Source organism: Ruegeria sp. AO1 (genome assembly GCF_056535985.1).
In genome coordinates, this window is the sequence record NZ_JBQFJC010000001.1 from 1,542,779 (window position 1) to 1,568,359 (window position 25,581).

A 25,581-nucleotide genomic window follows, 5' to 3' on the forward strand; every position below is an offset into this window, starting at 1 on the left:
GGCAAAAGTGGCAGTCTGTTTTGTCGACGAGGGCAAATGAATATGGAAAACAACGTGGTATTCTCTATTCCGGCATGGGTTCCCGAGGGGGCACAGCGTTACCTTGCGCACACGGAAACCGGTCAGTCGATCCGGGATATCGCAAGATCGGCCGGGTGCCATGCCTCTACCATTCTCAGACAAATCCGACGGGTCGAAATGCGCCGCGATGATCCCTTGGTCGATGCGGCTCTGCAATCGCTGGCCGAGACACATTTCTCGGTCTCTGATCGGACTCGCCACTTTGACGCAAGCGGACAGGACAACCAGGAAGACGACTCATTCGAGGGCGAAGCGCTGCGTGTTCTGAGACGCCTATGTGAGACGGGATCGGTTTTGGCGGTGGCTGAGGATATGGACAAGGCCGTGGTCGTTCGTGACACCGGTGAGGCCGGGACTACAAGGACGGCCGTTGTTGATTGCAAGATCGCACAGGCGCTTGCCTTGCAGGACTGGATTACCTGCGATAATCCGGGCCGTATTTCCCGGTACCGGATCTCTACATCGGGGCGCGCGGCGCTCAACAGGTTGGTCGCCGAGGCGGAAAACAAGGCCCGGTCGCGCAATGAATTCGGCATGGCCGAAGCACAGGCAGCGTTTCAGCCGAAGTCGAACGGAGACGCCCCGGAACGCGCCCGACGCATGCGATACAGTGCTGCGGAAAGCCCGTTGATCGCCTTGGCGCGGCGGCGGGACCGAGACGGCAAACCCTTTCTCGATGAAACGCTTGTCCGTGCCGGGGAAAGACTGCGCGAAGACTTTGAGTTGGCTCAGATCGGCCCGCAGGTTGCGCAGAACTGGGATCGCTTTCTGACAGGAGGAGGGCGCGGAAATTTCGAAAGTGAATCTCACGGCGGGCGAGGGGCCTCGGACGCGAAAGACCGCGTGGCGCGCGCGTTGTCGGACCTTGGGCCGGGCCTCAGTGATGTAGCGCTGCGCTGTTGTTGCTATCTTGAGGGGCTGGAACTGGCCGAAAAACGCATGGGCTGGTCCGCGCGCTCAGGCAAGATCGTTCTGCGCATCGCGTTACAGCGCTTGAAACGACACTATGAGGATCTCTCGGGTCAAGATCGTATGATAGGCTAGGTATAAGTCTCCCTTGTGGTTTTTGCCCTTGGTGATAATCACGGGCTATGAATTTCACACTCAAACAGTTGCAGTACTTTCAAGCCGTGGCCGAGCAACGCAATTTCGGCCGCGCTGCGCAGGTCTGCAACGTTTCGCAACCTGCGCTGTCCGTTCAGATCAAATCGCTTGAAGAAACACTGGGCGGTGTGCTGTTCGAGCGTCAGGCGCGGGACATCCTGCTGACGCCACTGGGGCGAGACGTTCTGGAACATGCACGTCAGGTGCTGGGGGCAGCTGTGCGGCTGGACCAGTTCGCGCGGGATCATTCTGGCGGCCATCGATCGCTGTCGATCGGGATCATCCCGACGATTGCACCGTACCTTCTGCCCGGCGTTCTGGGTGGTCTACGCGCCGCAGATGTTTCGCTGCGCGTGCAGATTCGGGAGGCGAGGACCGAACGGTTGCTATCATTGCTCCGCGAAGGTGAGATCGACGCTGCGGTCCTGGCCCTGCCAGCGGGTGGCTCAGAATTCCGCGAAACGCCTCTGTTCCAGGATCACTTCCTGCTGGCAGGCAGCGCCGCGCGGCTGCAACGTGTGAACACCAGCCCCGAGATGCTGCGCCCTCTGGATCTGCAATCGGCGCAGTTGATGTTGTTGGAGGATGGCCATTGCCTGACGGATCAAGCGCTGGAGGTCTGCGGGCAGGACCGGGGCAGTGGGCAGATCAACATGGGGGCCTCTTCGCTTGCGACGCTTTCCCGGCTGGTTGCCGAGGGGTTCGGCCTGACCCTGATGCCCGAGCTGGCCGCGAAATCAGAATCAGAGGCGGTTCCGGGCTTGAAGCTTTTGCGGTTTGGCGCCCCGCAACCGGCGCGCACGGTGGGGCTTGTCCGGCGTGCATCAACAACGGATGACGGTTGGGTGGATCGTTTGGCCCAGGTAATCCGGGATGTGGGGGAGCAAATCGTTTCGGCCACGCGGATATGAAAAGGCCCGCCAGAAGCGGGCCTGTATTCAGCGTTTAAGCACCAGATTTACGCCAACGCGGGTTCGGCGGCAGCTTCCAGATGCTGGATCAGAGTCTCGGGCGAGGACACGCCATAAGGGTCTTCGGGGCAGTTGTCCATCAGGCCGGGCTCTTCGAACCATGCTTCGACAACACCGTCATTGATGATGGCCGCATAGCGCCACGAGCGCATGCCAAAGCCCAGGTTGTCCTTGTCGACCAGCATGCCCATCTTGCGGGTGAACTCACCCGAACCGTCAGGGATGACCTTAACGTTCTTCAGGCCTTGATCCTGTGCCCATTTGTTCATGACAAAGCTGTCATTGACGGACATGCAGTAGATCTCGTCGATACCCTTGGCGGTGAAATCGGCGTAACCGTTTTCAAATCCGGGCAGCTGGTAGGTCGAACATGTGGGGGTGAAAGCGCCGGGCAGCGAGAACAGGATCACTCGTTTGCCAGCGAAATAGTCGGCGGTTGTCTTGTCTTCCCAGCGGAACGGGTTGGGGCCTTCGACGGCCTCGTCGCGGACGCGCGTGTGGAAGGTCACATCGGGCAGTTTTGCTCCGGTCTTCATGTTCAAGTTCCTGTGATTCAGTTGTGACTTTCTGGCGATTTAAATCAGTTCTAAATCGCCTGCAATCCATGAAATACTGTATTTGCAAGATAGGTTTGATTGGCTTGTCTATTGATTTTGCGTGCGAAAAATATAGTTTAAGGTTAAACTAATTTGACGCTCGCGAGATATGTGCATAGCGGCTATGCGTCGCTGGTGTAACAGGCGTGAGTGTTTTATGTTATGGGTACACAAAGTTGACCCAAAGTTAGGAAAACTACCCGTGCGCGATCTGAAAATCCCAGAACAACGTCACCCCGAAAAGGCGCATCGCCCGGACAACGCCCAGCCTAAAAAGCCGAAATGGATCAGGGTCAAGGCGCCCGGCGGCAAGGGCTATGCCGAGACGCATAAGATCATGCGCGAAAACAATCTGGTGACGGTGTGCGAAGAGGCCGGGTGCCCCAACGTGGGTGAATGCTGGAGCCAGGGTCACGCCACCATGATGATCATGGGCGAGATTTGTACCCGCGGTTGTACCTTCTGCAACATCGCCACGGGACGTCCGGACTCGCTGGACGCGTTTGAGCCGGGTCGTGTGGCGCATGCGGTTCAGAAATTGGGCCTGAACCACGTGGTCATCACCTCGGTAGACCGGGACGATTTGAAAGACGGCGGGGCAGATCATTTCGCGCAGACCATTCGCGCCGTCCGTCACCGCTCGCCGAAGACGACGATCGAGATTCTTACGCCGGACTTCCTAAAATGTGAGCCCGAAGTGCTTGAGACCGTGGTCGAGGCCAAGCCGGATGTGTTCAACCACAATCTCGAAACCGTCCCGGGCCTCTACCCTGAGGTGCGCCCCGGCGCGCGGTATTTCCATTCGCTTCGCCTGTTGCAGCGAGTGAAGGAATTGGACCCGTCGATCTTCACCAAATCCGGCATCATGGTCGGTCTGGGCGAGGATAAACAGCAAGTCGGTCAGGTTATGGATGACATGCGCGCCGCCGTCATAGATTTCCTGACCATTGGTCAGTATCTGCAGCCAACGCCAAAGCACCACGCGGTGGACCGTTTCGTGACGCCCGAAGAGTTCGCCTCCTATGAAAAAGCGGCTTATGGCAAGGGCTTCCTGATGGTCTCAGCTACACCTCTGACACGCTCCTCCTACCACGCGGGCGACGATTTCGCGCGTTTGCGCGCGGCGCGGCAGGCGAAGCTGGGTCAAGCGTGACGCCTGAAAGATTGGCGCGGCTGACAGCGCTGCGCCACAGTTTGCATCAACACCCCGAACTTTCTGGGCAAGAACGTGAAACCGCCGCGCGCATGGCCGATGAGCTGCGTCGTGCGGGGGCGGATACCGTAGTGACTGACCTCGGCGGGCACGGAGTTGCCGCGGTCTTCGACAGCGGTGCGACTGGTCCTACCGTCGCAATTCGGTGTGAACTGGATGGCTTGCCGATCAAGGAACTCTCGGAGCTGCCGTATGTCTCGACCTTGCCGGGTAAAGGGCATCTTTGCGGGCATGACGGCCATATGTCGATGGTTCTCGGCGTTGCGCTTGCGTTGCAGGAACAGCGCCCGACTCGCGGACGGGTGGTTCTGATTTTCCAGCCTGCTGAAGAAACCGGGCACGGGGCCAGGGCGTTCCGAGACGATCCTGAGTTCGCTAAGCTTGCGCCGGATTACGTGTTTTCTCTCCATAACTTGCCGGGGCTGGAACTGGGCGAGGTTGAGCTGTGTCAGGGGCCAACCAACTGCGCCTCTCGCGGTATGCGGATTGCATTGACCGGAAAGACCTCTCATGCCGCTGCGCCGCAGGACGGGGTTTCTCCGGCGGGCGCTTTATCCGCAATGATCCCGGAACTAACCCGGCTCGGCACGGCAGGCGCCCTGAACGCCGACTATGCGCTGACCACGATCACGCATGCCAGCCTCGGAGAGCGGACCTTTGGCGTGGCCCCCGGTCAAGCTGAGCTGTGGGTGACATTGCGCACCGTGTCAGACTACCGTATGGCAAAGCTCGTTGCCGATGCTGAAGCCTTGGTTCAGCAGGTCGCCAAGTCCGAGAACCTGAGTGCCGAGATCACCTATGAGGATGTCTTCGAGGCCTGCATCAACGACGCTGAGGCGGTGACTGTTCTGGCCGAGGCCTGCGCGGATCATTCTGTTGCGTGCAAGTTGAGCAATGAGCCGCAAAGGTTTTCGGAAGATTTTGGCCAGTTCGGCAAAGGCGCAAAATCGGCGATGTTCTGGTTGGGAGCAGGGCGAGATCACCCCCAGTTGCACAATCCCGACTATGATTTCCCCGACACGCTGATCCCAATTGGCACAGACGTCTTTCTGGCGGCGATCCGGCAGGTGCTGGGCTGAGGTCGCGTTCAGCTAAACCGAACCTTACCGATGAACGGCAGGTTGCGATTGCGCTGCGCGTAGTCGATTCCGTAGCCCACGACGAATTCGTCAGGGATCTCGAACCCGATCCAATCTGAACGAAAATCAACCTCACGCCGGCTGGGTTTGTCCAATAGGGCAATGGACTTCAGCCGCTTCGGCTTGCGACTGCGTAGCAGGTTGGTGACGTGGTTCAGCGTGTGGCCTGTGTCGACGATATCTTCGACGACCAGCACATCGCGACCCTCAATTGCGCCGCGCAAGTCTTTGAGAATACGAACTTCTCGGCTGCTCTCCATCGCGTCACCGTAAGAGGAAGCCTCAAGAAAATCCACCTCGATCGGAAGGTCCAACTCGCGCACAAGATCAGCGATGAACACGAAAGAGCCGCGCAGCAGGCCGACGACCACCAGCTTGTCAGTATTGCCGAATTCTTCGGTAATTTCGCGGCAAAGCTCTTCGATTCTGGCTGCAATTGCCTTGGCCGAGATCATCTCATCTATCACATAAGCGCGGTCAGTCATCGCAGCCCCCTTGATCTTTGGCGCGCAACATACGACATGACGCGCCATTGTCACCTTCTAATGCCGGATTGCCATGCCTATCCACTCGGAAACCCGTCACCTGCCTTATACGGCCCAGCAGATGTATGATCTTGTTGCTGACGTGGCGAGCTATCCTAAGTTCCTGCCCTGGTGTGCCGCCGCGCGTATCCGCAAGACCTATGCGGCTGGCGAAGCCGAGGTGATGGAGGCGGATTTGGTGATCTCGTTCAAGGTGTTTCGCGAACGGTTCGGAAGTCGGGTGACCTTGTTTGCCGGTCAAAAGAAGATCGACACTGAATATCTGGACGGCCCGTTCAAATACATGAAATCGGACTGGCAGTTTGAAGACGCACCTGAAGGTGGGTGCAATGTCTCATTCCACGTGGATTTCGAATTCAAGAACGCCATCCTGCAGGGGATCATTGGTGTCGTCTTCAACGAGGCCATGCAGCGCATCGTACGCGCGTTCGAGGCCCGTGCCGCTGAGCTTTACAGCTAAGGCTTTACCAACGACCAGTGCTCGCTAGACTGCGCGCTATGTCTGGATTCACCTCAACGCTTGCGAGTTTTGCCGCCAGCCCCGTCAACACAACCGCGCAGGCGCGGGCCATTACGTCTCTGTCCGTTCTCGACTGGATCGCCGTGGGCCGTGCCGGTGTGTCCGAGCCCGTGTCGGTCGCCGTTCGGGACATGGTGCAGGAGGAGGGCGGAGCAGCGCAGGCCCATCTTTTCGGCGGCGGGGCAGCGCCCTTGCGCGCGGCGGCGCTGGTCAATGGAACGGTGTCTCACGCGCTGGACTATGACGACACCCATTTCGCCCATATCGGCCATCCGTCGGTTGCAATCCTACCTGCGGCCTTGGCGGTTTCAGAATGGGATGACCGTATTCTAGTTGATCTCTTGGAAGCTGCCCTGATCGGGATGGAGGTTTCGATCCGTATCGGCCTCTGGCTCGGTCGAGACCACTATCAGGCTGGGTTCCACCAAACGGCGACTGCGGGGGCCTTTGGGGCGGCGGTTGCAGCGGGTCGGGTTCTTGGGTTTGATGCGAACCAGATTCAGCAAGTTCTGGGCCTGACATCCACGCGCTCGGCCGGCCTGAAAGCTCAGTTCGGCACCATGGGCAAACCCTACAATGCAGGATTGGCCGCATCAGCCGGGATCGAGGTCGTCTTGCTGATTAAACGGGGCTTTGAGCCCAATGCGAGTGCGCTAGAAGGCCAGTACGGCTTTGGTGCAACCCACCAGGGCGCGGCGGATACATCAGCAGCGCTGGACGGGTTGGGGGAGGAGTGGCTGTTCGAATCGGTCAGCCACAAGTTCCACGCGTGCTGCCACGGTTTGCACGCCGCGCTTGAGGCTGCTCTGCGTCTTGATATTGCCGAACCTGAAGTGGCTGAAATCAAGGTCAAAACCCATCCGCGCTGGATGAGTGTCTGCAACCAGATGTCTCCGACCACAGGGCTGGGGGCGAAGTTTTCCTATCGTACGGTGATCGCCATGCAGGCGCTCGGCTACGACACCGCTTTGCCAAGCAGTTACACCGAAAAGGTCTGCGCTGATCCTCGCATTCGCTCTTTGCGAGACCGCATCACGGTCGAGGCGGATGAAACCCTCACCGAGACCCAGGCCCGCCTAGAGCTTCTGCGGCGCGACGGCGTGCGACGCGAGGTCACCCAAGATCTGATGGCTCCGATGTCTCTGGCGGATCGGGAAGACCGTGTCCGGGCCAAAGCGTCGAAACTGATTGGAGGGGACGAGGCGGACGCGATATGGTCGATGCTGCGCACCGGAGGTCGCGCCCGCGATCTGGCTGCAAAACTGGCGGGTTAAACCACGCGCCAGTGCAGGGGGAAGCCGGGGTCGAATACGGTGACGGGTCCGTCGCCGCTTTCGATCTTCGACGGGTATTCGACCGGGTCACCTTTGGTCAGCGTGATCGAGCTTTCGTTCACCGGTAGGCCATAGAAACCCGGACCATTCAGCGACACGAACCCTTCCAGCTTGTCCAAGGCACTTTCGCGGTCGAACATCTCGGCCACCAAGGACATGGTGTTGGTCGCCGTGAAACAGCCCGCACAGCCACAGGCCATTTCCTTGTTGTCATCCGTATGCGGCGCGCTGTCCGTGCCCAGAAAATACCGCGCATCGCCCGAGGTCGCGGCCTTCAGCAGCTCCAACCGATGTTCTTCACGCTTAGCGACTGGCAGGCAGTAGTAGTGGGGTTTGATCCCGCCCACCAGAATGTGGTTGCGGTTGATGATCAGGTGATGCGCCGTGATCGTTGCGCCCAGATCGGTCTCGTCGGCGGCAACATACTGAACCCCGTCGCGAGTCGTAATATGCTCCATGACAACGCGCAGGCCCGGAGTGGCTTGGCGGATCGGATCCAGAACGCGGTCGATGAACACAGCCTCACGATCGAAGATGTCGATCTCGGCATCGGTGACTTCGCCATGAACACAGAGTGGCAGGCCGATCTCGGCCATCTTCTCCAGCACCGGGCGCACATTGTCGAAATTCCGAACACCCGAATGCGAATTGGTCGTCGCACCCGCCGGGTAGAGCTTGACCGCCTTCACCAACCCGCTTGCATGCGCAGCGGCGAGGTCTTCTGGATCCGTATCTTCGGTCAGATACAGGGTCATCAGCGGCTCGAACGTCATCCCTTCAGGTAGCGCCGCCATGATACGCTCGCGATAGGCGGCGGCGTGCGCGCCGGTTACCACCGGGGGAACCAGATTGGGCATGATGATCGCACGGCCAAAATGGCGTGCGGTTTCGGGAAGGACGGCCTGCAACATCGCGCCATCGCGCAGGTGCAGATGCCAATCGTCGGGGCGGCGGATCGTGATGCTATCGGTCATGCGCCTCCGCTAGCACAGAGGCCGCCGCCGTAAAAGCCCTTGTCAACTCGTTCGAACGTCGTAGCTCAGAAACGGGTCATGGCCTTGACGCACAGGCGCGGCCATGACCTTTTGTGGCAAGGGAGAATTCAGCACATGACACAGCCAGATTCCATAGACGCGGTTCAAACCATGCTGGGCGCACAGGGCTATGTTTGCGGCCGTGCGCTGGCAACGGTCGTCTTCCTGTCGCTGAAACTTGGCCGGCCGCTGTTTCTGGAAGGCGAGGCTGGTGTCGGCAAGACCGAGATCGCCAAGTCACTGGCCGCAGGGCTTGGTCGCCGCCTGATCCGTCTGCAATGCTACGAAGGGCTGGATGCGTCCTCTGCCGTCTATGAGTGGAACTTTCCTGCGCAGATGGTCGCCATCCGAACCGCCGAAGCTGCGGGCGGCGCAGACCGCTCAACCCTGCAGACCGAGCTGTTCTCGGATGACTACCTCGTTGAACGCCCATTGCTACAAGCCATGAGGTCGGATGAAAACGGCGCACCGGTGCTGCTGATCGACGAGTTGGACCGTACGGATGAACCCTTTGAGGCCTTCCTGTTGGAAGCGCTCAGCGATTTTCAGGTCACGATCCCGGAACTCGGCACCGTTAAAGCCCCTGAACCGCCGGTCGTGATCGTCACCTCAAACCGTACGCGCGAGGTGCATGACGCCCTCAAACGCCGCTGCCTTTACCACTGGGTCGACTACCCGGATTTCGACCGGGAGATTGAAATCCTGAACGCCCGCGCGCCCGAAGCGGCCCAGTCCCTCAGTCGTGAGGTCGTAGCCTTCGTGCAGCGTTTGCGCACCGAAGACCTGTTCAAGAAACCCGGCGTGGCCGAAACCATCGACTGGGCCAAATGCCTGCTGGCGCTGGACGTCATCAACCTCAGCCCCGAAGTGATCGGAGATACCCTCGGCGCGATTCTCAAATACCAGGACGACATCCAGAAACTGCAAGGGTCCGAGGCCAAACGCATTCTTGACGAAGCCAAGGCCGATTTAGAACCGGCCTGATGTTTCTTCTGCTTGAAAATACCTCGGGGATATGGGGGCAGAGCCCCCATGAGCGCTGATGGCCGAACAGATCCCGCTCGACATTCCCGAAAACCCGAAGCTGGCGCAGAACATCACACATTTCGCCCGCGCCCTTCGAAAAGCCGGGCTGCCGATCGGCACCGGTCGTGTGGTGGATGCCATTCGGGCCGTTGAGGCCGCAGGCTTCACTGAAAAGCAGGATTTTTACTGGACCTTACATGCCTGTTTCGTGAACCGCCCCGAACATCGCACCGTCTTCGCGCAGGTCTTTCGCCTCTATTGGCGCGACCCAAGGTATCTAGAACACATGATGTCCATGATGCTGCCCGCCATTCGTGGCGTGCAGGAAGAACGTAAAGCGGACGCCGGGGAAAAACGCGCGGCTGAGGCGCTGCTTGACGGGGTGGAGCGCGATCAGCCTGAAACCTCCGAGGAGCAAGAGGGCGAGACGGAGCTCGAGATCGACGCCTCGCAAACCGCCTCATCCGAGGAACGTCTGCGCAGTCTGGATTTCGAACAGATGAGTACCGATGAGATCGCTCAGGCCAAGCGCCTCCTGTCGCGCCTCAGCCTGCCGGTCAAGCCAATCGAAAGCCGCCGCAGCCAGGCCAGCCATATCGGCCACCGGATCGACCGGGCGAGAACCCTGCGCGCCGCCATGCGTCAGGGCGGAGAGCTGCACGATATCGCGAAACAAAAACCCCGGCCACGCTGGCCCAATCTGGTCGTGCTCTGCGACATCTCTGGTTCGATGAGCCAATATAGCCGCCTGATCCTGCATTTTCTGCACACGGTCTCGAACGCCAAGGGGGCCGGCTGGGCCAAGGTCCATGCCTTTACCTTCGGCACGCAACTTACCAATATCACCCGTCATCTACATCAGCGTGACGTAGATGCGGCCCTCGCTGCCGCCGGGGCCGAGGCGCAGGATTGGGAAGGGGGTACGCGGATCGGAGACTGCTTGCACGCCTTCAACCGAGACTGGTCGCGGCGCGTGATGGGGCAGGGCGCGGTGGTTCTGCTGATCTCGGACGGGTTGGATCGCGGTGCGCCCGAAGCTTTGGCGAAAGAGACCGAGCGCCTGCATCTTTCGGCCCGGCGTCTGATCTGGCTGAACCCTCTGCTGCGCTGGGATGGGTTCGCCCCCAAAGCGCAGGGCGTGGCCGCCATGCTGCCCCATGTCGACAGCTTCCGCGCGGGTCATTCGATCGCGTCGCTCGAAGACCTCGCCACGGTCATCTCAGCCCAGGACGATGTCGGAGAGAAAGCGCGGCTCATGTCCGCGCTTTCTGGCTAGGGTTTAGCCCAGCTGTTTTTCGTTGCACTCACGCGCCATCTCCATGGCCTTGTAAGTGCCGGTCAGATCTACGGTGAACGCAAATTCCTTTTCGGGGAAGACGATCATGACCTGTTTCTTGGCCAAATCATCCGCAAATTGTGGGTCGTCGGACAGGACATAACCGCCGGAATAACCCTTGGTGATATTGCCCTTCATGCCAGTGGCCTCACCCACATAAAGGTTATCACCCAGCAGGATTGCCACGGCTTCTTTCTCACCGCGTTTGATATTGGTTTCCGCCTTGGTGAAAACACCAACGTAACCCACACCGCGATCCTCGGTCAGGCCCATCTGAACAACGTTTTCCGCGTCATCCACGGCCTCAATCAGACAGGATTTCTTTTCGTTGTCGATGAAGACTTTCCAGCCTTCAACCTCACCGTAGCGTTCGAATGTATCAGCCCATACAGCGGTCGAGGCCAACAGGCCGAGCGCCGTTCCCAGTGTAAGAATGCGTTTCAACTCTTCGTCTCCGTTGAGAAATTTATTGAGAGCGCCCAATCCAAATTCAGGCGCGGTTTCAACTTAAGACGTGGGGTATTCGTAATCAATCCTTTGAGAGTGTGAATATCAAATCGGCCTTTTACTGCCCACATAATCGCGAATTGACTGCCGTCTCCGACTAACGTTCGCTTTTCATTGGTCCAAGGCTGCCTATGTTGGTTTGCAACAAGCCAGGAGGATTCGATGGATCGATTCGACAGCAGCCCGGAACGCGCTTTGGAATGGCACCGCAGCGGCCGCGGTGCCGCGCTGGCCACTGTTGTCGAAACCTGGGGCAGCGCACCGCGTCGTGTGGGGTCTCAACTGGTTATCGGCGGGGACGGGCGGATCGAAGGGTCCGTCTCGGGCGGTTGCGTCGAAGGCGCTGTTATCGTCGAAGCCATTGAAGCCATTGATGAGGGCGAGGCGCGCCTGCTTGAATTCGGTGTCAGCGACGAAGATGCGTTTGCCGTCGGTCTGGCCTGTGGTGGCACCATCCGGGTTTTAGTCGAGCCGGTCGGTTCTGTCCTGCCTGAGCCGATGCTGGCCGAGTTGGTAGCCGCCCGTGCGCGCCGCGAACCGCTTGCTTATGAAGTGAATACAGACAGCGGACACAGGGCCTTGCGCCGCAATGCTTATGCGGATCGGTTGCGCATGGATCGGTCTGGGTTCGAAGAGGATGGCAAGACCTTCGTCGCCGTTCACAACCCGCCTTTGCGGTTGATCATCGTCGGTGCGGTTCACATCGCGCAGGCCTTGGTGCCGATGGCGCGGATTGCGGGATACGACCCGGCCATCATCGACCCGCGCGAGGCATTTGCCTCAGACAGCCGCTTCCCCGGAGAGACCTTGTTGACCGATTGGCCGGATGAGGCGGTTGCCAAGCTGGGTTTGGATCCGCGCACGGCCATTGTCCTGTTGACCCATGATCCGAAACTGGATGATCCGGCTTTGCAGGCCGCGCTGGATGCGGATGTGTTCTATATTGGCGCACTCGGGTCGACCCGCACCCATGCCAAAAGGGTTGAGCGGATGACCGAGGCGGGATTCACGCTGGCTCAGATCGCGCGCATTCACGGGCCGATTGGCCTTGATATCGGTGCCGCAGGCCCCTCCGAGATTGCCGTGGCCATTCTGGCTCAGATGACGGCGGTTCTGCGAGGTAAGGCATGAAATTCGGCCCCGTGCCCGTGACCGCAGCCGCCGGAGCCATTCTGGCGCATTCCGTCAAAGTCTCGGACCAAAAGCTGCGCAAGGGGCTTATGCTGACCGCCGAGCATGTCTCGCAATTGTCCAGCGCGGGGTTTGACGAGGTCATCGTCGCTCGTCTGGAACCCGGCGATAGTCATGAGGACGAAGCTGCCGAAGTGCTGGCCCGTGCTCTAGTCCCCGATCCCACCGACGCCAACCTGCGCTTGACCGAGGCGTTTACCGGCCGCGTGAACCTTCTGGCCGAGGGGCCGGGCGTGGTGGTGCTGGATGTGGCCGCACTCGAGCAGTTCAACCGCATCAATCCAATGATCACCGTCGCAACGGTCCCGCAGCATCAGCAGATGACAGCGGGCGGTATGGTCGCCACGATCAAGGTGATCTCTTACGCTGTTCCCAAAGCCGATGTTGAACGCGCGGCGGGTTTGGCGCAGGCCTCGGTCCGCCTAGTCGCGCCGGTCTATCGCAGCGCGGGATTGATCGTAACGGACATCGCCGGAGGGCCGCCCAATGAGAAGGGTATCGCAGCCATGCGCGGACGTGTCGAGGCTCTGGGCATGGACCTGTGCGATGTGCAGATCGTCCCGCATGAAACCGACCAACTTGCATCGGCCATTAATCGGGCCGACGGCGATGTGCTGATGATCCTGACGGCCTCGGCGACGTCGGATGTGAACGACGTGGCCCCGTCTGCCGTGCGCGCCGCAGGCGGGGATGTTGATCGGTTCGGCATGCCGGTGGATCCGGGCAATTTGCTGTTTCTGGGGGCGTTGAACACGCGCCCTGTGATCGGCCTGCCGGGATGCGCGCGCTCTCCGGCTTTGAACGGCGCCGATTGGGTTTTGTCCCGCGTGGCCTGTGGGGTCGAGACCACTGGTGCCGATATTGCTGCGATGGGTGTGGGTGGTCTGCTCAAGGAAATCCCGACCCGGCCGCAACCTCGCGCGCAACGGAAGAAGTAGGTCAGAGGCCTACAGGCGGCGCCGATGATTTTATGGCATCGGCCTTTTGCGTCCCTCTGGTGTCAAAAAGCGACAAATTCCTGTTCTCAAGCCAGACCTCCCGTGTTTAACTCGCCCCAAGCGAATGAGCTAAAGAAGGGGAGGTCTTATGCCAAATATATCGCTGACTGTGAATGGCATGTCTGTGAGCGGTGATGTTGAGGGTCGGACGTTATTGTCTGGTTTTTTGCGGGATCATTTGTCTTTGACGGGGACGCATGTTGGCTGTGATACGGCGCAATGTGGGGCCTGTGTGGTGCATGTGAACGGCGAGGCCGTCAAGTCGTGCAACATGCTGGCGGTTGAGGCCGACGGGGCCGAGGTCGGCACTATTGAGGGTCAGGCGTCCGAGGATGGGACGCTCAATGCGATCCAGCAGGCGTTTCAGGATCATCACGGGCTGCAATGCGGCTTCTGCACGCCAGGCATGGTGATGAGCGCGGCGGCGCTCCTGAAGGACAATCCGCGCCCGACCGAGGCCGAGATCCGCAAGTATCTGGAAGGCAACCTGTGCCGTTGCACGGGCTATCACAACATCGTCAAGGCGATCATGGCCGCTTCGGGCCAGGACGTCAGCAGCATCGCCGCCGAATAAGCGGCCCGAGGGAGGAGAACAAGCAATGCCCAAAGACAGTGGCATCGGAGCCAGTTCCAAGCGGCGCGAGGACGTGCGCTTTCTGACCGGAGCAGGCAATTATACCGACGACATCAACGTGGCCGGACAGGCCTATGTTCATTTCCTGCGCTCGGATATCGCGCATGGCCGGATCACCAGCCTTGATACCTCGGCGGCCGAGGCCATGCCGGGCGTGGTCAAGGTGTTCACCGGCAAGGATTTCGAAGGCGTGGGCGGCATGCCCTGCGGCTGGGAGGTGACGGACAAGCACGGCGCACCCATGCAGGAGCCTGCGCATCCCATTCTGGCCCAGGGCAAGGTGCGCCATGTGGGCGATCCCATTGCCGCCGTTGTGGCCGACAGCCTGGAACAGGCGCGCGATGCGGCCGAGGCGATCGAGGTGGACATCGAGGAACTGCCCGCCGTGATCGACATGAAGGCCGCAGCCCAAGAGGGCGCGACGCTGGTCCATGACGATCTGAAGAACAACATCTGCTATGACTGGCAGCTGGGTGAAGCGGATGACGCCAAGGTCAATGAGGTCTTCGCCAATGCGGCCCATGTGACCACGCTGGATCTGGTGAACAACCGCCTGGTTGCCAACCCGATGGAACCGCGCGTGGCGGTGGGTGAGTACAAGCGCGGGACGGATGAGTACACGCTCTATACCACCTCGCAGAACCCGCATGTGATCCGCCTGCTGATGTGCGCCTTTGTGCTGGGCCTGCCCGAGCATAAGGTCCGCGTTGTGGCCCCGGATGTGGGGGGCGGCTTTGGCACCAAGATTTTCCACTATGCGGAAGAGGCGTTCTGTACCTTCGCCGCCAAGGCCTGCAACCGGCCTGTGAAGTGGACCTCCAGCCGGTCCGAGGCGTTCATGTCGGACGCCCATGGTCGGGATCATGTCAGCAAAATCGAACTGGCGCTGGATGCAGACAACAACTTCATCGGGTTGCGGACCAACACCTATGCGAACCTTGGGGCGTATCTGTCGACCTTCTCCAGTTCCGTGCCCACATGGCTGCACGGCACACTGATGGCAGGCAATTATAAGACGCCGGTCATTCAGGTGAACGTGAAGGCGATGTTTACCAATACGGTGCCGGTGGATGCCTATCGCGGCGCGGGCCGGCCCGAGGCGACGTTCCAGTTGGAACGCGTGGTGGACAAGGCCGCGCGCGAGCTGGGGGTCGATCCGATTGCCCTGCGCCGTCAGAACTTCATCACCCAGTTCCCCTATGACACGCCGGTGGCGCTGACCTATGACACCGGGGATTACAACGGGACTATGGACAAGCTTGAGGCCGCAGCCGATCTGGCAGGTTTTGCCGCACGCCGTGCGGCAAGCGAGGCAAAGGGCAAGCTGCGGGGACTGGGCATCAACTGCTATATCGAAGCCTGCGGCATTGCGCCTTCGAACATCGTTGGCATGCTGGGGGCCCGGGCGGGTCTCTATGACGCGGCGACCGTGCGGGTGAATGCCACCGGCTCGATCAGCGTCATGGTAGGCGCGCACAGCCACGGGCAGGGGCATGAGACTGCCTTCCCGCAGGTTGTGGCCGACATGATCGGCATTGATGAATCGATGGTCGAGATCGTGCATGGCGACACTTCGAAGATCCCGTTCGGCATGGGCACCTATGGCTCGCGCTCGCTGGCGGTCTGTGGCTCGGCCATGGTGAAGGCCACTGAGAAGGTGATCGACAAGGCCAAGAAGATTGCCGCCCACCTGCTGGAGGCGTCTGAGGCCGATATTGAGCTGAAGGACGGTCAGTTCAGCGTCGCGGGCACCGACAAGTCGGTGGCCTGGGGCGACGTGACCCTGACAGCCTATGTGCCGCATAACTTCCCGCTGGAGGTGGAACCGGGGCTGGAGGAGACCGCGTTCTACGACCCGGCCAACTTCACCTTCCCCTCGGGCGCTTATGCATGCGAGGTCGAGCTGGACCCCGAGACTGGTCAGGTCAGCATCGAGGCCTTCACCGCGGCGGATGACTTTGGCAACATAGTCAATCCGATGATCGTGGATGGTCAGGTGCATGGCGGTATTGGCCAGGGTATCGGCCAGGCTCTGCTTGAGAACTGCGCCTATGACGAGAATGGCCAGCTGCTGAGCGCGTCCTTCATGGATTACGCCATGCCGCGCGCCGATGATGTGCCCTTCTACGGCGTCGATCATTCCAGCCAGACGCCCTGTACGCATAACCCGCTGGGTGTGAAGGGCTGTGGTGAGGCCGGGGCGATTGGCTCTCCGCCGGCTGTGGTCAATGCGGTTCTGGATGCGATGAATTCGGGCGGCAAGGCGGTGGATCACATCGACATGCCAGTAAGCCCGTCGCGCGTTTGGGCGGCGATGAACAGCTGAGTTGAGAGGGTGGGGGCCAGCCCCGGACCCCGAGGTATTTTTAGCCAGATGAAGAGCGGATCTGCGCTCTTCGGAAAGGAAAAGCGGAATGTACAGTTTCGAGTTTGAGAAGCCCTCGAGCATTGCCGACGCGGTTGCCGCGTTGGGGGCCGAGGATGCGCAGCCATTGGGCGGGGGGCAGACGCTGATCCCGACGCTGAAGCAGCGCCTGGCGGCGCCATCGGTGCTGGTCAGCATGGGTGGGATTGCCGAGATGCAAGGTGTCTGTGTCGAGGATGACGGCTCGGTCGTCATTGGCGGGGCGACGCCCCATGCCACGGTGGCGCGTGAAGCGGCGGGGTCGTATCCGGCGCTGGCGGCCTTGGCGGGTCAGATCGGTGATCCGGCGGTGCGCAATCGCGGCACCATTGGCGGGTCGGTGGCCAACAATGATCCGGCGGCCTGTTATCCGGCGGGCGTGCTGGGCTCAGGCGCGACCATCGTGACCAACGCGCGGCAGATCGCGGCGGACGACTTCTTTCAGGGCATGTTTGCCACCGCGCTGGATGAGGGTGAGATCATCACCTCGGTCCGGTTCCCTGTGCCGCAGGCGGCGAGCTATCAGAAGTTCCTGCAGCCCGCGTCCCGGTTTGCATTGGTCGGTGTCTACGTGTCGCGGTTCGCGGATGGTGTCCGCGTGGCCGTGACCGGCGCCAGCGAAGACGGCGTGTTCCGGTGGGCAGAGGCCGAAGAGGCCTTGAACAAATCCTTCAGAGCCGAGGCACTGATGGGGCTGAGCGTCAACCCGATGAACATGATCGCCGACCTGCATGGCAGTAAAGACTACCGCGCGCATCTGGTTGGGGTGATGACGAAACGCGCCGTCCAAGACTGCTCGTAACCGCATAGGCGATAAACTCCAAAGCCCCGGGCAAAACCCCGGGGCTTTTGCTATGGTTTTCTAATCTTCGGTAGCTTTGCAGGTTGCCAATAGGCCCCGGTGTCTTCGCGTGTTTTCTCATAGGCTTCCACGCGGCGCAGGGCGTTTTCTCCGCCAACTGCGAATAGGTGGCTGAGCAGGCATTCCAGAACGGCCATCGCTCCGGAGAAGCTAGAGAAGTGGTGCATCGACCGCGTGCTGATCTGCAGGCTCAGGTCCGGGCGAATACCGGGTGCGATCATGTCGCTGTCCGAGATAAGGATGATCTTCAAACCTCGGTCCGCGGCGAAGCGCATGGTTCGGATCGTCTCGGACGAATAGGGTCGAACGGTTATGGCCAGCAGACAATCATTCGGCCCCGCATCCAGCAGATCGTCGGTTGCGGACCCCATGTGACGCGGGATCAGTTGTAAACCCGGATGGGCCATGCGGCCTGCATAGTGGAAGTAATGAGCGAGCGCATAACTTGCGCGCGTTGCTGTTATGAAGCAGCGGTTAGCGTTTAAGATAAGCTGGATCACGGCGCTTGTTTTCTCCGGATCCATCAAACGTAGGGATCTTGCCACGACGTTCATTTCATTTCGCGCAAACCCTGCCTGAGCGGTGTCGAACGAAGCATCTGTTCGCACCTCGTTCAACCAATCCCGATCCAAGCGGGTCTCACCATCTGTGACCAGGGCATGTCGAAAGGGTTTGCGCAAGGCGTTGTAGCTATCAAAGCCCATCCGCTGGGCGAGGCGGACAAGAACGTTTGAGCTAACACCGATCTTCGTCGCGGTCGTGCGGATCGGGTCGAGGCCAAAGTCGCCCGGATGGTCTATCACATATTTGGCTGCCGCCTGTAGTTGCGGCGGCATTTGGTCGATTGATTGCCGGAGAGCAGAGATCAGAGGGCTGAGCGCATCGGTCATAAAACAGAAGAAAACATATGTTTTGAAAATTGCCAATTGAAAACGATCTGGATGAGCGTAGATCGAACCCATACAGAACGGAGAGTTCAATGACGTCCACCGCCCCAAAGCCATATGTCCTTGTTGCCCCCAATGGGGCGCGGCGTGGGCATGCGGATCATCCTCAGCTACCGGTGAGCTTGCAGGAAACCCTTCAAACCGCGCATGACTGCCACGCAGCCGGAGCGGACGGGCTGCATCTGCATGTCCGGGATTCGGAGGGGCGGCACTCTTTGGATGCGGGTTTGTATCGCGAAGCCCTGGGCGAATTACGCCAGCGGTTGCCCGGTCTAGAGGTTCAGATCACAACCGAGGCCGCGGGGGTCTATGACGCAGGGGCTCAATTCGAATGTTTGCGGCAGGTGCGACCTACTTGGGCGTCGATCGCCGTGCGCGAAGTCGCGGAGATGGCGGATCGGGTCTACGGCCTGTGCCATGATCAAGGGACGCGCGTTCAACATATCCTCTATGATGCGGAGGACGCGGCTTTGTTGGCGCGACTACAGGCAGAAGGTGTTGTCAGGGCCGGGCAGGTGGATCGCCTGTTTGTTTTGGGGCGATATGCGGCGGGGCAAGAATCCGAGCCCGAAGATTTGGATCAGTTTCCGCTAGAGGGCGGTCAGTGGATGCTCTGCGCGTTTGGCACCCAGGAACACGCGTGTTTGCTGAAGGCCGCGCGGCAGGGCGGAGATGTGCGCGTCGGGTTTGAGAACAGCCTGACGGATTCCTCGGGTCAAACCTGGGGGAATAACGCGGCATCGGTTGCAGCACTCGTGTCGTTGATCAAAGGAGAACAAGAATGAGCCATGTGTTTCCGCGCCATACCAAAGCCGAGTTGCCTATCGCCGCAGGCGGCGACGGGTGTTACCTGATTGATGCCGACGGCAAACGCTATCTGGATTGTGGCGATGCGGCCGTGTCTTGTTTGGGCCATTCCAACCGCGCGGTGATCGAAGCGGTGCAGCAACAGGTTGAACAGATCGCCTTTGCCCATAGCGGTTTCATGACCTCGGAACCGGCGGAAGAGCTGGCCGATCTGCTGATCCAGCATGCTCCGGGCGATTTGGAGCGGGTGTATTTCGTGTCCGGCGGCTCCGAGGCGACCGAGGCGGCGATCAAGCTGGCGCGCCAGTATTTCCTTGAGATCGGTCAGCCTGAGCGTCGCCATGTGATAGCGCGTCGTCAAAGCTATCACGGCAATACTCTGGGTGCGCTGTCTGCAGGCGGCAATGTTTGGCGGCGGGCACAGTTCGCGCCGATGTTGATCGAGATGACCCACATCGCGTCATGTTATGAATACGCGGAAAAGCCTGAGGATGAGAGCAGCTTTGACTACGGTCAACGCGTCGCGAATGAGTTGGAACAGGAGATCCTACGTCTTGGACCGGAGACCGTCATGGCGTTCATGGCGGAACCGGTTGTCGGGGCGACCCTCGGTGCTGTTCCGGCGGTAGAGGGCTATTTCAAGCGTATTCGCGAGATTTGTGACCAATACGGGGTTCTGCTGATCCTTGATGAAGTGATGTGCGGGATGGGTCGAACCGGGCATCTGTTTGCTTGCGATCACGATGGCGTCTCACCGGATATTCTGTGCATCGCCAAAGGGTTGGGGGCCGGTTATCAACCGATTGGAGCCATGCTCTGCACGGATAAAATCTATGATGCGATCCAACATGGCTCGGGCTTTTTCCAGCATGGTCATACCTATATTGGCCATCCGGTGGCGACGGCTGCGGCCTTGGCGGTGGTTCGTGAGTTGACCAGCCGAGACCTGCCCGACCGGGCCGGTGTGATGGGGGCCAAACTTCAGTCAGCGCTGGAAGCGGCTTTTGGGCAGCACGCCAATGTGGGCGATATCCGGGGGCGCGGCCTGTTTCGCGGGATTGAACTGGTCGCGGATCGCGAAAGAAAAACTCCGTTCGATCCGGCACTGGGTGTGGCTGCAAAGATCAAAAAGGCTGCGATGGCCGAGGGGTTGATCTGCTATCCGATGTCAGGGACTCGCGACGGCAAGGCCGGAGATCACATCCTTCTTGCTCCGCCCTTCATCATCGAAGAGGAGGAGATCGACGAGCTTGTCGCCAAGCTTGGCCGGGCAATGGCCGCCGTGATCTGACAATCCCGTGACAGCCCTTTCCGCCCCACGCAAATTCGCTAGGTTTGACGCGAACTTAGTAGGGGTGCGGTCATGGTGCAGGATATTTGGCAGAGTTTCCGAGGGTTACCCCTCTGGGTGCAAATCTGGGTCGCCGTGATTTTGGTTCCGGTCAACCTTTTGCCGCTGTTCTTTCTGGACCAGCCGCAGGGGGGGGTGATTGCCGCTCTAGCGATCATGGGAATGGCGTTGAACTTGCCGATCATGATTGCCGCGCGCGGGATGAGCGGGGCGATGGCCCTTCCGCATCTCCTGTGCTGGGTTCCGCTGGTCATTGTGGTTGCGGGGATGCTGAGCGCAGCAGAAACGCTCAACCCGGCCTATTTTCGGTTCCTGTGGCTGCTGTTGATTGTCGATGTCATCTCGTTGGTATTCGACGTGCGAGATGCAGCCCATTGGATGCGCGACCGGAAAGCGGGATGAAAAAAGCCCCTTCGGAGATCGAAGGGGCTTGGGAATTTGCGGTGATAGGCCGAGTTACTTCTGCGGCAGCGGGCCGATCATCATGATCATCTGACGGCCTTCCATCTTGGGCATGTTTTCGACCTTGCCCAGTTCCTTGATGTCTTCGGCGACGCGCTCCAGCAGTTCTCGGCCCAGGTTCTGGTGCGCCATCTCACGGCCACGGAAGCGCAGGGTGACTTTGACTTTGTCGCCCTTTTCCAAAAACTTATAGACGTTCTTCATTTTGACTTCATAGTCATGCGTGTCGGTGTTGGGTCGGAATTTGACCTCTTTCACCTCGATGATCTTTTGTTTCTTGCGGGCTTCGCTTTCGCGTTTCTGCTGTTCGTACTTGAACTTGCCAAAGTCCATGATCTTGCAGACCGGCGGGTTCGCGTTGGGCGAGATCTCGACCAGGTCGAGGCCGGCATCGGCGGCAAGTTGCATGGCTTTGGCGGGATGAACCACCCCGACATTTTCACCTTCGGCACCAATCAGGCGGATTTCGGGGGCACGTATCTTTTCATTGACGCGCGGGCCAGTGTCTCTCTGCGGCGGCGCGTTGTGGGGTCTGCGAGCTATGGGTTCATTCCTTTGATGATTGCAGAATTTCGAGGTGGGAATTTAGACGGGTGCGCGCAGTCTTTCAAGCAGCATAAAGGCTTAAAGACTGGAAATTGCCACGATTGAACACAGGAAACAGCTGGCCGGGACCTGATGGACCCGGTCAAACAGGCCAATCAGCCGACAAATGCTTTTTCGATCACGAACTCTTTAGGCTCGGAGTTTGCACCTTCACGCAGGCCGAATTCCTCGAGGATTTCCTTGATGTCCAGGTTGAAGGCCAGCGAACCGCAGACCATCGCACGGTCGGTTTCCGGCTTGATACCACCTTCGATCCCCAGATCGGAAAACACGGTGCCGTCTTTCAGCAGGTTGGTGATGCGGCCCATCTTTGGGCTCTCTTCCCGAGTCGTTGTTGGGTAGTAACGAATCTTGTCGGCAAAGCCTTCACCCATCAGCTCGGCCAGCATTTCGTCCTGACGGATGTTCTCGATCAGTTGGCGACCATATTCCAGCTCAGCCACTTCGCGGCAGGTATGGGTGATGATCACCTCGTCATAGTCCTCATAAGTCTGTGGCTCGCGCAGCAGCGAGGCGAAGGGGGCAAAGCCGGTGCCGGTGGCGAAGAACCACAGGCGTTTGCCGGGCAGCAGGGCGTCATGCACCAGCGTGCCCACGGGCTTGGGTCGCAGGATGATTTGATCGCCGGGCTGGATGTGCTGCAGCTTCGAGGTCAGCGGGCCATCCTGTACCTTGATCGAATAGAACTCCAGTTCTTCGTCCCAGGACGGAGATGCAATCGAATAGGCGCGCAACAGCGGTTTCTGCCGACCGGTTTTGGTATCAGGATCGCCCATCAGGCCGATCATCACGAACTCACCCGAGCGGAAGCGCAGCGTCGCAGGGCGCGACACCCGGAACGAGAACAGGCTGTCGGTCCAGTGTTTGACCTCGGTCACGGTCTGGGCATCCGGCAGAACGGGGGCCTTTACGGCGGTTGCTTCACTCACGGGCTTCATCTCTGTCATCGTTTCGCTATCGGTCTGCTAAACCGACATCTCCGTTTAATCTTTGATCCAAGTCAGGAAAAGGGGCGAAATGCCCCTTAAGCGTCACAAGCTGGCGATGTGGGGTCAGCCCCGCAGGCGAGCCTGATAGTTGTTTTCTTCCCAGTTGGCGCGAGCCAACCACTGATCTTCGGGCTGGCGAGAGGCGAGGGCGTCGTCGATCTCGACCTCGTCAAAGCCGCTGCGGCGGGCCATGGCGTATTGATCAGCCAGAACGTGCCCTTTGGCGCGCAAACGGCCCGTATAGCCTTTCAGGCGTAGCACGCGGGCAATAGTGAAACCGCGACCATCCGCCGAGGACGGGAAATCCACCCGCACCATCTGGGCGTTGCCAAGACGCTCGACTAGCTCATCGGGGTCGGTGTCCGAGGCTACATCAAGCGCCACAACATCATTGGCCGCGTCCTCAAGCGTGACAAAGCCGTCTGTCCAATCATCGGGGGAGAACCCCTCATCCGATACAATTACGTTCATGTTTTCTCTCCGGCGCGCACCATTTTGCCATCGACGAAATGGATGCCGCATTCTTCTTTGTTCTGGTCGCGCCAACGTCCGGCGCGGGGGTCTTCGCCTTCCTTGACCGGCGAGGTGCAGGGCGCACAACCGATGGAGGGATAGCCTTTGGCCACCAGCGGATGGCGGGGCAGGTTGTTTTCATCCATATAGGCGCGCACGTCTTCGGGCGCCCAATGGGCCAGCGGGTTGACCTTGATCCGGCCAGTGCCGTCCTCGACCTCAAAGAACTCGAGCGTGGCGCGGGTGCCGGCCTGAAACCGCTTGCGACCGGTGATCCAGCCGCAATAGCCGGCAAGGGCTTGTTGCAGCGGGAAGGTCTTGCGCAGGTTGCAGCACGCATCCGTATCCCGCAGACGCAGCGCGCCATAGGGGTCTTCACGCTGAATGTCCTCATTCTCGGCGCGGATGATTTTAATGTTCTTCAGGCCAAGGCGTTCGCTGACATCCTGCTGATATTCAAGCGTTTCCGCAAACAGCATCATGGTGTCGACAAACAGAACCGGCGTCATCTGGTCGACAACGGCAGCCATGTGCAACAGAACAACCGACTCGGCCCCAAAGCTTGAGACCAGAGCCAGATCGTCGATTTCCTCAATCGCCCCGTGCATGACATCATGCGCCGAGTGATGGCGGAACCGGGCGTTCAGCGCGTTGACCTTTTCGGTCAGTTCAGCGCGATCTTTACCCAGTTCCGTCTGGATCAGATCAAGCGGCATTGGCCTGTGCCTCGGGGTAGAGTGCAGCCTTGAAGGGCGCCATACCGACACGGCGGTAGGTTTCCAGGAAGGTTTCTTCAGCGCTCTCCCGCTGGTTCAGATAAGTGTCGACGATGCGCTCGACGGCCGGAACGATCTCATCATAAGCAAAGCCGGGACCTGTGCGGTCGCCGATGGCCGCGGTCTCGGTACCGTCGCCACCCAGCGTAATCTGGTAGTTCTCGACGCCAGCGCGATCCAGACCCAGAATGCCGATATGGCCGACATGGTGGTGACCACAGGCGTTGATGCAGCCCGAGATCTTGATCTTCAGGTGGCCGATATCATGCTCCAGCTTCAACTCATCAAAACGGGTCGCGATCTGTTCTGCAACCGGGATCGAGCGGGCTGTCGCCAGCGCACAATAATCCATGCCGGGGCAGGCGATGATGTCGCTGATCAGGCCGATATTGGCTGTGGCCAGCTCGTGCTCTTTCAACTTGGCGTGGATCGCGCGCAGGTCCGATTTGTGGACATGCGGCAGGATCACGTTCTGCTCATGGCTGATGCGCAGTTCGTCATAGGCGAACTCTTCGGCCAGATCGGCCATCACACGCATCTGCTCGGCGGTTGCATCGCCCGGCGTTTTCCCGTGCTTCTTGATCGAGATCGTGACGATCGCGTGGTCCGCGTTCTTGTGCGGCGCGATGTTGGTGTCGACCCACGACCGGAAGACCGGATCGTTGGTGTAGGCGGACTCAAACGACGCAACCGAAGCTTCGCGGAAGTCTGGCGCTGCAAAATGACCCTTGATCTCTTCCAGCAGCGCCATGTCGGCGCCTTTGAACTGCGGGCGTACCTGCAAGAAGCGCTCGTTGACTTTGGCGCGGATGGCGTCGATGCCATGCTCGTGCACGGTGATCTTGATCCGTGCTTTGTATTTGTTGTCACGGCGACCGATCTGGTTCCACACGGAAACGGAAGCCTCAAGATAGGCCAGCAGGTCGTCAAAGGCGACGAACTCAGACAGTTCCTTACCGATCATGGGTGTACGGCCCAGACCGCCACCTACGATCACGCGAGCGCCCAGAACGCCGTCACGCTCAACCAGTTGAAGGCCGATATCGTGCGCTTTGATCACGGCGCGGTCGTTTTCCGAGCCCGTGATGGCGATCTTGAACTTACGCGGCATGAACTGGAATTCCGGGTGGTCAGTCGACCACTGGCGCAGCAGTTCGGCATATGGGCGTGGGTCAGCGATTTCATCCGCGGCAGCACCGGCAAAGTGGTCGGCTGTCACGTTACGGATCGTGTTGCCCGAGGTCTGAATGGCGTGCATGCCAACTTCGGCCAGCGCGTCCAGCATATCCGGCACGTCTTTCAGTTTCGGCCAGTTGTACTGGATGTTCTGACGGGTGGTGAAATGGCCATAGCCCTTGTCCCATTTCTCGGCCAGAAGTGCCAGTTGGCGCATCTGTGCGCTGGAGAGCGTGCCGTAGGGAATGGCAACCCGCAACATATAGGCGTGCAGCTGCAGATACAGGCCGTTCATCAGGCGCAGCGGCTTGAATTCATCCTCGGTCAGCGAGCCGTCGATGCGGCGTTCGACCTGTGCGCGGAACTGACGGTTGCGCTCGGCCAGGAATGCTGTGTCAAACTCGGAGTAGCGATACATGTGTAGCTGTCCTTAAATGCAGCCCCGAAACCTTGGGGCCT

The 25,581-nt window shown here is 59.7% G+C and carries 26 protein-coding genes; 16 read left to right on the forward strand and 10 right to left on the reverse strand.

Going from position 1 to position 25,581, the window contains the following annotated elements; all coding sequences use genetic code 11:
* Nucleotides 1-42 precede the first annotated feature (42 nt).
* Both ACR3FB_RS07585 and ACR3FB_RS07590 read left to right on the forward strand, forming a co-directional pair.
* Complete coding sequence (locus ACR3FB_RS07585; RefSeq protein ID WP_480565925.1) at nucleotides 43-1,125, forward strand: DUF6456 domain-containing protein; 1,083 nt, start codon at nucleotides 43-45, stop codon at nucleotides 1,123-1,125.
* A 47-nt stretch (nucleotides 1,126-1,172) separates the two neighbouring features.
* Entirely contained in the window at nucleotides 1,173-2,096 is a 924-nt protein-coding gene (locus ACR3FB_RS07590) for a LysR substrate-binding domain-containing protein (RefSeq protein WP_480565514.1), read from the forward strand.
* A 47-nt stretch (nucleotides 2,097-2,143) separates the two neighbouring features.
* Here the strand turns inward: ACR3FB_RS07590 and ACR3FB_RS07595 are convergent, their stop codons facing one another.
* On the reverse strand, nucleotides 2,144-2,692 hold the full coding sequence (locus ACR3FB_RS07595) for a peroxiredoxin (protein WP_170718092.1): 549 nt from the start codon (nucleotides 2,690-2,692) through the stop codon (nucleotides 2,144-2,146).
* Between the two features lie 262 nt (nucleotides 2,693-2,954).
* Between ACR3FB_RS07595 and lipA the strand changes: the two genes are divergently transcribed.
* Together lipA and ACR3FB_RS07605 are read left to right on the forward strand one after the other, a co-directional pair.
* Nucleotides 2,955-3,905: a lipoyl synthase gene (gene lipA / locus ACR3FB_RS07600; RefSeq protein ID WP_480565516.1), complete on the forward strand. Its 951-nt coding sequence runs from the start codon at nucleotides 2,955-2,957 to the stop codon at nucleotides 3,903-3,905.
* On the forward strand, nucleotides 3,902-5,044 hold the full coding sequence (locus ACR3FB_RS07605; RefSeq protein WP_480565518.1) for an amidohydrolase: 1,143 nt from the start codon (nucleotides 3,902-3,904) through the stop codon (nucleotides 5,042-5,044). Before lipA ends, ACR3FB_RS07605 begins: the two co-directional genes overlap by 4 nt.
* A gap of 8 nt (nucleotides 5,045-5,052) precedes the next feature.
* Here the strand turns inward: ACR3FB_RS07605 and hpt are convergent, their stop codons facing one another.
* A complete protein-coding gene (gene hpt / locus ACR3FB_RS07610; protein WP_480565520.1) occupies nucleotides 5,053-5,589 on the reverse strand; it encodes a hypoxanthine phosphoribosyltransferase in 537 nt (178 codons plus the stop codon).
* A gap of 73 nt (nucleotides 5,590-5,662) precedes the next feature.
* Here hpt and ACR3FB_RS07615 point away from each other — a divergent pair, with 73 nt between their 5' ends.
* The gene (locus tag ACR3FB_RS07615) at nucleotides 5,663-6,109 is read left to right on the forward strand and encodes a type II toxin-antitoxin system RatA family toxin (RefSeq protein ID WP_170376815.1); all 447 of its coding nucleotides are present in this window, start codon (nucleotides 5,663-5,665) and stop codon (nucleotides 6,107-6,109) included.
* A gap of 38 nt (nucleotides 6,110-6,147) precedes the next feature.
* A complete protein-coding gene (locus ACR3FB_RS07620) occupies nucleotides 6,148-7,443 on the forward strand; it encodes an MmgE/PrpD family protein (RefSeq protein WP_480565522.1) in 1,296 nt (431 codons plus the stop codon).
* On the opposite strand, the gene pyrC is transcribed toward ACR3FB_RS07620, so the two are convergent.
* Nucleotides 7,440-8,477 (reverse strand): dihydroorotase, encoded by a 1,038-nt coding sequence (gene pyrC / locus ACR3FB_RS07625; RefSeq protein ID WP_425083216.1) that lies wholly within the window; start codon nucleotides 8,475-8,477, stop codon nucleotides 7,440-7,442. The genes ACR3FB_RS07620 and pyrC overlap by 4 nt on opposite strands.
* Before the next feature lie 135 nt (nucleotides 8,478-8,612).
* Between pyrC and ACR3FB_RS07630 the strand changes: the two genes are divergently transcribed.
* A complete protein-coding gene (locus ACR3FB_RS07630; protein WP_480565524.1) occupies nucleotides 8,613-9,521 on the forward strand; it encodes an AAA family ATPase in 909 nt (302 codons plus the stop codon).
* A 58-nt stretch (nucleotides 9,522-9,579) separates the two neighbouring features.
* Nucleotides 9,580-10,839 carry a vWA domain-containing protein gene (locus ACR3FB_RS07635; protein ID WP_170483863.1) on the forward strand — a complete coding sequence of 420 codons (1,260 nt, stop codon included), beginning with the start codon at nucleotides 9,580-9,582 and terminating at the stop codon, nucleotides 10,837-10,839.
* A 3-nt stretch (nucleotides 10,840-10,842) separates the two neighbouring features.
* Here the strand turns inward: ACR3FB_RS07635 and ACR3FB_RS07640 are convergent, their stop codons facing one another.
* Nucleotides 10,843-11,343, reverse strand: a complete 501-nt coding sequence (locus ACR3FB_RS07640; RefSeq protein ID WP_480539830.1) for a hypothetical protein — start codon at nucleotides 11,341-11,343, stop codon at nucleotides 10,843-10,845.
* A gap of 225 nt (nucleotides 11,344-11,568) precedes the next feature.
* Between ACR3FB_RS07640 and ACR3FB_RS07645 the strand changes: the two genes are divergently transcribed.
* The 5 genes from ACR3FB_RS07645 to ACR3FB_RS07665 all read left to right on the forward strand — a co-directional run bounded on the left by ACR3FB_RS07645 (nucleotide 11,569) and on the right by ACR3FB_RS07665 (nucleotide 17,435).
* Nucleotides 11,569-12,537: an XdhC family protein gene (locus tag ACR3FB_RS07645; RefSeq protein ID WP_480565526.1), complete on the forward strand. Its 969-nt coding sequence runs from the start codon at nucleotides 11,569-11,571 to the stop codon at nucleotides 12,535-12,537.
* Nucleotides 12,534-13,535 carry a molybdopterin-binding protein gene (locus ACR3FB_RS07650; protein WP_480565528.1) on the forward strand — a complete coding sequence of 334 codons (1,002 nt, stop codon included), beginning with the start codon at nucleotides 12,534-12,536 and terminating at the stop codon, nucleotides 13,533-13,535. Before ACR3FB_RS07645 ends, ACR3FB_RS07650 begins: the two co-directional genes overlap by 4 nt.
* Before the next feature lie 148 nt (nucleotides 13,536-13,683).
* Entirely contained in the window at nucleotides 13,684-14,169 is a 486-nt protein-coding gene (locus tag ACR3FB_RS07655; RefSeq protein WP_480565530.1) for a (2Fe-2S)-binding protein, read from the forward strand.
* A 25-nt stretch (nucleotides 14,170-14,194) separates the two neighbouring features.
* The gene (locus tag ACR3FB_RS07660; protein ID WP_480565532.1) at nucleotides 14,195-16,555 is read left to right on the forward strand and encodes a xanthine dehydrogenase family protein molybdopterin-binding subunit; all 2,361 of its coding nucleotides are present in this window, start codon (nucleotides 14,195-14,197) and stop codon (nucleotides 16,553-16,555) included.
* An 88-nt stretch (nucleotides 16,556-16,643) separates the two neighbouring features.
* On the forward strand, nucleotides 16,644-17,435 hold the full coding sequence (locus ACR3FB_RS07665) for an FAD binding domain-containing protein (RefSeq protein WP_480565533.1): 792 nt from the start codon (nucleotides 16,644-16,646) through the stop codon (nucleotides 17,433-17,435).
* A 50-nt stretch (nucleotides 17,436-17,485) separates the two neighbouring features.
* Here ACR3FB_RS07665 and ACR3FB_RS07670 read toward each other — a convergent pair whose 3' ends face one another.
* Nucleotides 17,486-18,385: a MurR/RpiR family transcriptional regulator gene (locus ACR3FB_RS07670; RefSeq protein WP_170638819.1), complete on the reverse strand. Its 900-nt coding sequence runs from the start codon at nucleotides 18,383-18,385 to the stop codon at nucleotides 17,486-17,488.
* Between the two features lie 89 nt (nucleotides 18,386-18,474).
* On the opposite strand from ACR3FB_RS07670, the gene ACR3FB_RS07675 reads away from it, so the two are divergent.
* From ACR3FB_RS07675 to ACR3FB_RS07685, 3 genes are all read left to right on the forward strand, one after another.
* On the forward strand, nucleotides 18,475-19,227 hold the full coding sequence (locus tag ACR3FB_RS07675; protein WP_480564957.1) for a beta-keto acid cleavage family enzyme: 753 nt from the start codon (nucleotides 18,475-18,477) through the stop codon (nucleotides 19,225-19,227).
* A complete protein-coding gene (locus tag ACR3FB_RS07680) occupies nucleotides 19,224-20,540 on the forward strand; it encodes an aspartate aminotransferase family protein (RefSeq protein WP_480564954.1) in 1,317 nt (438 codons plus the stop codon). The genes ACR3FB_RS07675 and ACR3FB_RS07680 overlap by 4 nt, the downstream gene beginning before the upstream one ends.
* A 72-nt stretch (nucleotides 20,541-20,612) precedes the next feature.
* Nucleotides 20,613-21,002 (forward strand): hypothetical protein, encoded by a 390-nt coding sequence (locus ACR3FB_RS07685; protein ID WP_480564952.1) that lies wholly within the window; start codon nucleotides 20,613-20,615, stop codon nucleotides 21,000-21,002.
* Between the two features lie 54 nt (nucleotides 21,003-21,056).
* On the opposite strand, the gene infC is transcribed toward ACR3FB_RS07685, so the two are convergent.
* From infC to ACR3FB_RS07710, 5 genes are all read right to left on the reverse strand, one after another.
* Complete coding sequence (gene infC, locus ACR3FB_RS07690) at nucleotides 21,057-21,647, reverse strand: translation initiation factor IF-3 (RefSeq protein ID WP_480554529.1); 591 nt, start codon at nucleotides 21,645-21,647, stop codon at nucleotides 21,057-21,059.
* A 116-nt stretch (nucleotides 21,648-21,763) separates the two neighbouring features.
* Nucleotides 21,764-22,615, reverse strand: coding sequence for a ferredoxin--NADP reductase (locus ACR3FB_RS07695; protein WP_480564949.1), 852 nt, complete (start codon nucleotides 22,613-22,615; stop codon nucleotides 21,764-21,766).
* A 105-nt stretch (nucleotides 22,616-22,720) separates the two neighbouring features.
* Nucleotides 22,721-23,128 carry a DUF934 domain-containing protein gene (locus ACR3FB_RS07700; protein WP_170373572.1) on the reverse strand — a complete coding sequence of 136 codons (408 nt, stop codon included), beginning with the start codon at nucleotides 23,126-23,128 and terminating at the stop codon, nucleotides 22,721-22,723.
* Complete coding sequence (locus ACR3FB_RS07705; RefSeq protein ID WP_480564946.1) at nucleotides 23,125-23,886, reverse strand: phosphoadenylyl-sulfate reductase; 762 nt, start codon at nucleotides 23,884-23,886, stop codon at nucleotides 23,125-23,127. The genes ACR3FB_RS07700 and ACR3FB_RS07705 overlap by 4 nt, the downstream gene beginning before the upstream one ends.
* Complete coding sequence (locus ACR3FB_RS07710) at nucleotides 23,876-25,540, reverse strand: nitrite/sulfite reductase (RefSeq protein ID WP_480564943.1); 1,665 nt, start codon at nucleotides 25,538-25,540, stop codon at nucleotides 23,876-23,878. Before ACR3FB_RS07710 ends, ACR3FB_RS07705 begins: the two co-directional genes overlap by 11 nt.
* Nucleotides 25,541-25,581 lie beyond the last annotated feature (41 nt).

Coding starts and splice junctions, on each gene's coding strand:
- ACR3FB_RS07585 (WP_480565925.1), top strand. CDS start 43: ATGGAAAACAACGTGGTATTCTCTATTCCGGCATGGGTTCCCGAGGGG.
- ACR3FB_RS07590 (WP_480565514.1), top strand. CDS start 1,173: ATGAATTTCACACTCAAACAGTTGCAGTACTTTCAAGCCGTGGCCGAG.
- ACR3FB_RS07595 (WP_170718092.1), bottom strand. CDS start 2,692: ATGAAGACCGGAGCAAAACTGCCCGATGTGACCTTCCACACGCGCGTC.
- hpt (WP_480565520.1), bottom strand. CDS start 5,589: ATGACTGACCGCGCTTATGTGATAGATGAGATGATCTCGGCCAAGGCA.
- ACR3FB_RS07615 (WP_170376815.1), top strand. CDS start 5,663: ATGCCTATCCACTCGGAAACCCGTCACCTGCCTTATACGGCCCAGCAG.
- ACR3FB_RS07620 (WP_480565522.1), top strand. CDS start 6,148: ATGTCTGGATTCACCTCAACGCTTGCGAGTTTTGCCGCCAGCCCCGTC.
- pyrC (WP_425083216.1), bottom strand. CDS start 8,477: ATGACCGATAGCATCACGATCCGCCGCCCCGACGATTGGCATCTGCAC.
- ACR3FB_RS07630 (WP_480565524.1), top strand. CDS start 8,613: ATGACACAGCCAGATTCCATAGACGCGGTTCAAACCATGCTGGGCGCA.
- ACR3FB_RS07635 (WP_170483863.1), top strand. CDS start 9,580: ATGGCCGAACAGATCCCGCTCGACATTCCCGAAAACCCGAAGCTGGCG.
- ACR3FB_RS07645 (WP_480565526.1), top strand. CDS start 11,569: ATGGATCGATTCGACAGCAGCCCGGAACGCGCTTTGGAATGGCACCGC.
- ACR3FB_RS07650 (WP_480565528.1), top strand. CDS start 12,534: ATGAAATTCGGCCCCGTGCCCGTGACCGCAGCCGCCGGAGCCATTCTG.
- ACR3FB_RS07655 (WP_480565530.1), top strand. CDS start 13,684: ATGCCAAATATATCGCTGACTGTGAATGGCATGTCTGTGAGCGGTGAT.
- ACR3FB_RS07660 (WP_480565532.1), top strand. CDS start 14,195: ATGCCCAAAGACAGTGGCATCGGAGCCAGTTCCAAGCGGCGCGAGGAC.
- ACR3FB_RS07665 (WP_480565533.1), top strand. CDS start 16,644: ATGTACAGTTTCGAGTTTGAGAAGCCCTCGAGCATTGCCGACGCGGTT.
- ACR3FB_RS07670 (WP_170638819.1), bottom strand. CDS start 18,385: ATGACCGATGCGCTCAGCCCTCTGATCTCTGCTCTCCGGCAATCAATC.
- ACR3FB_RS07675 (WP_480564957.1), top strand. CDS start 18,475: ATGACGTCCACCGCCCCAAAGCCATATGTCCTTGTTGCCCCCAATGGG.
- ACR3FB_RS07680 (WP_480564954.1), top strand. CDS start 19,224: ATGAGCCATGTGTTTCCGCGCCATACCAAAGCCGAGTTGCCTATCGCC.
- ACR3FB_RS07685 (WP_480564952.1), top strand. CDS start 20,613: ATGGTGCAGGATATTTGGCAGAGTTTCCGAGGGTTACCCCTCTGGGTG.
- ACR3FB_RS07695 (WP_480564949.1), bottom strand. CDS start 22,615: ATGACAGAGATGAAGCCCGTGAGTGAAGCAACCGCCGTAAAGGCCCCC.
- ACR3FB_RS07700 (WP_170373572.1), bottom strand. CDS start 23,128: ATGAACGTAATTGTATCGGATGAGGGGTTCTCCCCCGATGATTGGACA.
- ACR3FB_RS07705 (WP_480564946.1), bottom strand. CDS start 23,886: ATGCCGCTTGATCTGATCCAGACGGAACTGGGTAAAGATCGCGCTGAA.
- ACR3FB_RS07710 (WP_480564943.1), bottom strand. CDS start 25,540: ATGTATCGCTACTCCGAGTTTGACACAGCATTCCTGGCCGAGCGCAAC.